The 6,403-nt window shown below is 65.1% G+C and carries 9 protein-coding genes and 1 pseudogene; 9 read left to right on the top strand and 1 reads right to left on the bottom strand.

Going from position 1 to position 6,403, the window contains the following annotated elements:
* The 7 genes from QZ609_RS23225 to QZ609_RS23195 form a co-directional block, all read left to right on the top strand.
* A partial coding sequence (locus tag QZ609_RS23225; RefSeq protein ID WP_295499908.1) for a cbb3-type cytochrome c oxidase subunit I occupies positions 1 to 348 on the top strand: 348 nt, incomplete at its 5' end.
* Between the two features lie 10 nt (positions 349 to 358).
* Entirely contained in the window at positions 359 to 1,039 is a 681-nt protein-coding gene (ccoO, locus tag QZ609_RS23220) for a cytochrome-c oxidase, cbb3-type subunit II (RefSeq protein ID WP_295499907.1), read from the top strand.
* 3 nt (positions 1,040 to 1,042) lie between these two features.
* Positions 1,043 to 1,225 carry a CcoQ/FixQ family Cbb3-type cytochrome c oxidase assembly chaperone gene (locus QZ609_RS23215; protein ID WP_295499906.1) on the top strand — a complete coding sequence of 61 codons (183 nt, stop codon included), beginning with the start codon at positions 1,043 to 1,045 and terminating at the stop codon, positions 1,223 to 1,225.
* Between the two features lie 12 nt (positions 1,226 to 1,237).
* Positions 1,238 to 2,167 carry a cytochrome-c oxidase, cbb3-type subunit III gene (ccoP, locus tag QZ609_RS23210; protein WP_295499905.1) on the top strand — a complete coding sequence of 310 codons (930 nt, stop codon included), beginning with the start codon at positions 1,238 to 1,240 and terminating at the stop codon, positions 2,165 to 2,167.
* Entirely contained in the window at positions 2,164 to 3,627 is a 1,464-nt protein-coding gene (gene ccoG / locus QZ609_RS23205; protein ID WP_295499904.1) for a cytochrome c oxidase accessory protein CcoG, read from the top strand. Before ccoP ends, ccoG begins: the two co-directional genes overlap by 4 nt.
* A gap of 27 nt (positions 3,628 to 3,654) precedes the next feature.
* Positions 3,655 to 3,891, top strand: coding sequence for a hypothetical protein (locus tag QZ609_RS23200; protein WP_295499903.1), 237 nt, complete (start codon positions 3,655 to 3,657; stop codon positions 3,889 to 3,891).
* Positions 3,888 to 4,142 (top strand): hypothetical protein, encoded by a 255-nt coding sequence (locus tag QZ609_RS23195; protein WP_295499902.1) that lies wholly within the window; start codon positions 3,888 to 3,890, stop codon positions 4,140 to 4,142. The genes QZ609_RS23200 and QZ609_RS23195 overlap by 4 nt, the downstream gene beginning before the upstream one ends.
* Before the next feature lie 27 nt (positions 4,143 to 4,169).
* Here QZ609_RS23195 and fnr read toward each other — a convergent pair whose 3' ends face one another.
* A complete protein-coding gene (gene fnr / locus QZ609_RS23190; RefSeq protein ID WP_295499909.1) occupies positions 4,170 to 4,847 on the bottom strand; it encodes a fumarate/nitrate reduction transcriptional regulator Fnr in 678 nt (225 codons plus the stop codon).
* Positions 4,848 to 5,074: 227 nt separating this feature from the next.
* Between fnr and QZ609_RS23185 the strand changes: the two genes are divergently transcribed.
* Complete coding sequence (locus QZ609_RS23185; protein WP_295499901.1) at positions 5,075 to 5,821, top strand: sulfite exporter TauE/SafE family protein; 747 nt, start codon at positions 5,075 to 5,077, stop codon at positions 5,819 to 5,821.
* Between the two features lie 475 nt (positions 5,822 to 6,296).
* Positions 6,297 to 6,403 (top strand): annotated as a pseudogene (locus tag QZ609_RS23180) (SMC-Scp complex subunit ScpB); the annotation flags it as partial.

Raw genomic sequence — 6,403 nt, 5'->3', positions numbered from 1 at the left:
CCGCGCCTGTTCGGCCAGCAGAAGATGTACAGCACGCGCCTGATCGAGGTGCACTTCTGGATCGCCACCATCGGCGTGGTGCTCTACATCGCTGCGATGTGGGTTGCCGGCGTGATGCAAGGCCTGATGTGGCGTGCCACCGAGGCTGACGGCACGCTCACCTACAGCTTTGTCGAAGCCGTGAAGGCAACGTATCCGTTCTACGTGATCCGCCTGCTGGGTGGCCTGTGCTTCCTCAGCGGCATGCTGCTGATGGCGTTCAACGTGTTCAAGACCATCCAGGGCAGCAAGGCTGTCGATGCACCGATCCCTCAACCCGCCCAGGCCCCGCTGGCCGCGGCACAGTGAGGAGACGACCATGAGCAATCAATCCAACCGCTTCTTCACGCACGAGACGCTGGAAAAGAACATCGGGCTGCTGATCATCGCGACCCTGGTCGTGGTCAGCATCGCCGGCCTGGTGCAGATCGTGCCGCTGTTCTTCCAGCATTCCACCACCGAGCCGGTCAAGGGCATCGCACCGTATTCGCCGCTGCGGCTGGCGGGGCGTGACATCTACATCCGCGAAGGCTGCGTCGGCTGCCACTCGCAGCAGGTGCGTACGCTGCGTGCCGAGACCGAGCGCTATGGCCACTATTCGATGGCCGGCGAATCGGTGTTCGACCACCCGTTCCTGTGGGGTTCCAAGCGGACCGGCCCGGATCTGGCGCGCGTCGGCCAACGGTATTCCGACGACTGGCATCGCATCCACTTGCGCGACCCGCGTGAGGTGGTGCCCGAGTCCAACATGCCGTCGTACGCATGGCTCGCCAAGACGCCGCTCGACAACCGCGACATCGAGACCAAGATGCGCGTGCTGCGCAAGCTGGGCGTGCCGTACACCGACGCGCAGATCGCTGGGGCCCGCGCCGAGCTCGAAGGCAAGACCGAAGAGGATGCCGTGGTGGCCTTCCTGCAGGGCCTGGGCATCGAGATGCGCAACGTGCGCGACGTCCCTGCAGCCGCCGCAGCGCCGGCCGCCGTCGCTGCCAAGGAGTAAGCCATGGCCATGCTGACCGCAATCTCCACCGCCGTGTTCCTGGTGCTGTTCGTGGGCATCACATGGTGGGCGTATTCGGGCCATCGCCGTGCGGCGAATGCGGAATCGGCAATGCTGCCGTTCCTGCTGCCCGATGAAGCCGAGGTCGCAGGCGGACGCACAGACGCGTCCCGCTCACATCAATAAGGACATCGAATCATGAGCGACTTCATTTCCGAGTTTTGGGGGTATTACATCGCGGCGATCGCCCTGGTGGGCATCGTGTGGTGCGTGTGGCTGCTGTTCTCGCAGCGCCGCATCACGATCGCGCCGGGGCACGCTGCCGGCGAAGATACCGGCCACGTGTGGGACGGCGACCTGCGCGAGCTGAACAACCCGCTGCCGCGCTGGTGGATGTGGATGTTCCTGCTGTCGTGCATCTTCGCCTTGGCCTACCTCATCCTGTATCCGGGGCTGGGTGCCTACGGCGGTGTGCTGGGCTTCTCCACGCGCAGCGAGCTGGCATCGCAGCGCGCGGCGGCCGAGGCGCAGGTGCGCCCGCTGTACGAGCGCTACGGCAACATGGACATCAAGCAGATCGCCGCAGACCCGCAAGCGCATGAAATCGGCCAGCGCCTGTTCCTGAACAACTGCGCGCAGTGCCATGGCTCGGACGCCGGCGGTTCGAAGGGCTTCCCGAACCTGACCGACAACGACTGGCTCTACGGTGGCGATCCCGAAACCATCCTGACCACCATCACCAAGGGCCGCCATGGCGTGATGCCGTCGCTGGCCGCGGTGGTGGACGGCAACCAGGCGGTCAACGTCGCCAACTATGTGCGCTCGCTGTCGGGCCTGTCGTATGACCCGATCAAAGCCGCGCGTGGCGAACCGACCTTCAAGTCAGTCTGCGCCGCATGCCATATGGCGACCGGCAAGGGCAACCAGGCTGTCGGTGCCCCCAACCTGACCGACCGTATCTGGCTGTACGGCAGCTCGGAAGCGACCATCGTCGAGACCATCCTCAAGGGCCGCGACAACACCATGCCCGCGCACGAGAACCTGCTGTCGCCGGAGAAGATCCGCCTGCTCGCCGCCTACGTGTGGGGCCTGTCGAATAACAGCACGCAGCCCGCGACCCAGCAATGAGCGACCACGAACCCGCCTGGCGTCCGATGACGCCCGCCGCTGCAGCGGCGGGCGCCGATGACACGCCCACCGAGCAGATGCTGTATGAAGTCCGGCGCAAGATCTATCCGCGCGCCGTGACTGGAGCGTTTGATCGCTGGCGTGTCTGGATGGTGCTGGCCACGCAGATCATTTTCTATGGCCTGCCGTGGCTCCAGTGGAACGGCCGCCAGGCGGTGCTGTTCGACCTGGGGGCGCGCAAGTTCTACCTGATCGGCCTGGTGCTGTGGCCGCAAGACGTGATCTACCTGGCCCTGCTGCTGGTGTTGTCGGCATTGGGGCTGTTCCTGTTTACGGCAGTGGCGGGGCGGTTGTTCTGCGGCTATGCCTGTCCGCAGACGGTCTACACCGAGATCTTCATGTGGATCGAGCGGCATATCGAGGGCGACCGCTTCGCCCGCATCCGCCTCGACGGCGAGCGCTGGAGCGCGCGCAAGCTGCGCCTGAAGACCGCCAAGCACACCGCCTGGGTGCTGATCGCGCTGTGGACGGGCTTCACCTTCGTCGGCTTCTTCACGCCCATCCGCCAGCTTGGCATGGAAGTGTGGACGCTGTCGCTCGGCCCTTGGGCGACCTTCTGGCTGCTGTTCTATGCGTTCGCCACCTGGGGCAACGCGGGCTTCATGCGCGAACAGGTGTGCCGCTACATGTGCCCGTACGCACGCTTCCAGAGCGTGATGGTCGACCGGGACACCTACGTCGTCACCTATGACACCCAGCGCGGCGAGCCACGCGGCAGCCGCTCGCGCAACGCCGATTTTGCCGCGCAGGGCCTCGGCTCTTGCGTCGATTGCAGCATCTGCGTGCAGGTGTGTCCGACCGGCATCGACATCCGCCAGGGCCTGCAGTACGAATGCATTGGTTGCGGCGCGTGCATCGACGCGTGCGACCAGGTGATGGACAAGATGCGCTACCCGCGTGGCCTGATCCGCTATACGTCGGAGCGCGCCATGCGCGATCGGCTAAACCCGAAGGAGGCGCGCCGCCATCTGCTGCGCCCGCGTGTGTTGATTTATGTCGGCATCATGCTGGTGCTGACAACCGGCTTCGTGGTGGCCCTGGCGATGCGCCAGCCGTTGAAGGTCGACGTCATCCGCGATCGCGGAGCGCTCGCCCGCGAGGTGGACGGCGGCAAGATCGAAAACGTGTATCGACTGCAGCTGATGAATGCGTCCGAGCAGCCAATGCGCGTGACCATCACGGCGGAAGGCCTGCCGGCGTTGGACGTGCAGGGCGGACGCGGTGAATCGACTTCGTTCGAGCTGGCTCCCGCGGCGAACCGGCTGGTGCCGATCCGCGTGCGCCGCCCGGCCGACGATGTCCAGCCCGGCTCGCACAAGATCCGTTTCGTCATCCAGGCAGACAAGGAGGGCAGCAGCCTCGTGCTGCGTGAGCCGTCCAGCTTCATCGTGCCGCGCTAACGCGGCCATCCAAATAAGGAGGCGCTGATGCAAGCAACCCAACCTTCCCAAGCTCAAGTCCATGCGCGGCCATGGTGGCGCGAGCCCTGGCCGTGGCTGCTGATGGCGGGCCCGTTTGCCGCCATGCTCGGTTGTGGCGTGACGATCTGGCTGACCGTCACCCACCCCGATGCCGAGGTTCACGACAACGTCGTACGACGCGGTCTGGTTGTCGAAAAGACCGTCTCCGTGTCGGCCCATGCCGGCCACGGGGAGGTCCGATGACGCGGCGCCTGCTGATGTGGATCCTGTGGCCGGCGTTCTTGGCGGCGGCGCTGGCCGAGCTTGTGGTGTTTTCCGTGGTGGACCCGGCCGACCTGCGCTTCTTCGGCGAGCAGATCACGGTGTCTTCCGAAGCGGTCTACACCGTTTCGTTCTTTGTGTTCTGGGTGATCTGCGGATTGTCGAGCGCGTTGACGCTGTATGTGTCACCGGGCATCGGCAAGCTGGAAGCGCACGAACATCCGCTCATCTGAGCGGACGGTGCAAATAGGTGGGGCGGTTCAGGACGCCTGGCCGCTCATCACCTGGCGCAAGCCGGCCACGTCGATCAGCTTGACGTGGCGCTGGCGGATCTGGATGAGGCCCGCCTCGGCAAAGCGCGAGAACAGGCGGCTGACGGTTTCCAGCTTGAGGCCCAGGTAGCTGCCGAGTTCTTCGCGGCTCATGCGCAGCACGAATTCCGTCGACGAGTATCCGCGTTCGGCCGAGCGGCGCGACAGGTTCAGCAGGAACGCGGCAAGGCGTTCTTCCGCACGCATCGAGCCCAACGTCATCAGCATCAGGTGGTCCTGCGAGATCTCCTTGCTCATGATGCGCAGGAACTGGTGCTGCAGCGAAGGCAGCCGGCGCGAGAGCTGCTGCAGATCGGTATAGCGCACCACGCACACCTCGGTATCTTCCAGCGCGGTGGCGTCCGACACATGGCACATCTCGCCGATGCCATCGAGTCCGACGATCTCGCCTGGCAGGTGGAAACCCGTGATCTGGTGCCGGCCGTCCTCGAGCGTGAGGTGCGTCTTCAGCGTGCCGAAGCGGATGCCGTACACGGCCTCCAGCGGCTCGCCAAGCGAATACAGCGTCTGGCCTTTCTTGATGCGGATGCGCTCGGTAACCAGTTCGTCCATTTTGCGCACGTCATCTGAATTCATGCCCACCGGGAGGCAGATTTGTCCGAGCACGCAGGTGGAACAACGGGAGGCTTGGTCGGTGAGCGCGATTCGTGTGAGCACGGGGGCGAGGGAAATCCGAGAGGGGTTGAATAGAATAATTGTTGTGCTACCGACGCATATTATAGCGGCGACCCTGCTGCCATCGGACGTTTCCGACAGACGGATTTAGGGGAGTTTCATTTGATCTGGAGCAAGATGGCAACGAGATTGGCCGTCAAACGGAAAGGATTGCGCCTATGAGTGCGGCTGCGTTGCTGAGCGTCTTCCTGATTGCGCTGCTGGGAGGGGTGCACTGCCTGGCGATGTGCAGCGGCATCGCGCTGGCGGCCGAGCGTGCGCAGGTGCCGGTGCGCATCGTCTCGCGTCGGCGCTTGTGGTTCGAGCAACTGGTGATGCATCTGGGGCGGCTCACCACGTATGCGCTGCTCGGTGCGGCGATGGGCGCGCTCGGCGCGGCGGCGTGGCGGCAGCAATGGCTGCCGATCCAGCGCGGCTTGTTTGCGTTGGCGAGCGCGTTGCTGGTCGCCTATGGGGTGCTGTTGCTCACCCGGGCGGCCGGCGATGTGTGGCGCAGCGCTTGGCTCGAGCGCGGGCTTGGTCGTTTGTCTGGTGGGTTGGCGGCGCTCGCCGCCCGGCTGCGCATGACGTCGTTGCGCGTGCGTCATCCGCTGGCCGGGCGCTACGTCACCGGGCTTGCGTGGGGTCTGGTGCCGTGCGGCATGGTGTACGGCGCCCTGGCCGTTGCGTTGCTGGCTGGCAACGCAGCTTCGGGCGCGGCCGTCATGCTCGCGTTCGGCGCTGGCACCCTGCCGAACCTGCTGATGATGTCCGGGCTGGCGGGCTGGTTGCGTGGCGTGTCGCGGATGCGCTGGGCGCGGGGCATCGCGGGTGCCGCCATTGCCGCATTCGGGGTCTGGGGGCTGGTGTGCGCGGCGTGGTTGCCGGAGATGCTCAACGCACATGGTTTCTGCCTGGTGCTGTAGGCGTTTGAATCACCTGCGGCCCCTCGTCTGGCATGGGGCGGGGCGCTAGGACATCTTCCATGTTGCGGGCGCGCAGGAATATGCCCTACAATCAGACGCAATTCGACTCGCTCCCAGCCGCGCAGATCAAAATCTCGAGCGTGGCGCCAAGCGAAGCCATCCAGCGGCACAGCCGCCCTGGACCGTCGATTTGGGTGTGCCGCCGGTCAGCAGTGGCAGCCGCCCGGTGCAAGAGCCGCCCCCTTGGCGGCGGTAGAAATTGCCCTTGTGGTGCCTGACCGGCACCGGATCAACTCGCTCCTCCGGCCCATCAGCGGGCAAAAGCCACTGTGTTTCGGTGCGAGGCCTAACGGCCGACGCGCGCCGGGCCCGGGCGGGCAACAGCATTCAGAATGCCGCGTATGTCGCGGCGGAACGGAAACCTTCAGCGTGACGGCAATCGCCGCGCGCGTGCAATGACGAGCCGCTCAACCCGATGAATACCCAAGAGGCGAAAATCGTCCTCGAGACCGCGCTGATCTGCGCGCAGGACCCGTTGCGAGTCAATGACTTGCGCAAGCTGTTCGACGAAGATGTTTCCGC

Source organism: uncultured Ralstonia sp., from assembly GCA_913056305.1.
In the GTDB taxonomy this organism is placed as follows: domain Bacteria; phylum Pseudomonadota; class Gammaproteobacteria; order Burkholderiales; family Burkholderiaceae; genus Ralstonia.
The sequence above is the reverse complement of the archived record's forward strand: the minus strand, read 5'-3'. Positions and strand labels throughout refer to the sequence as shown.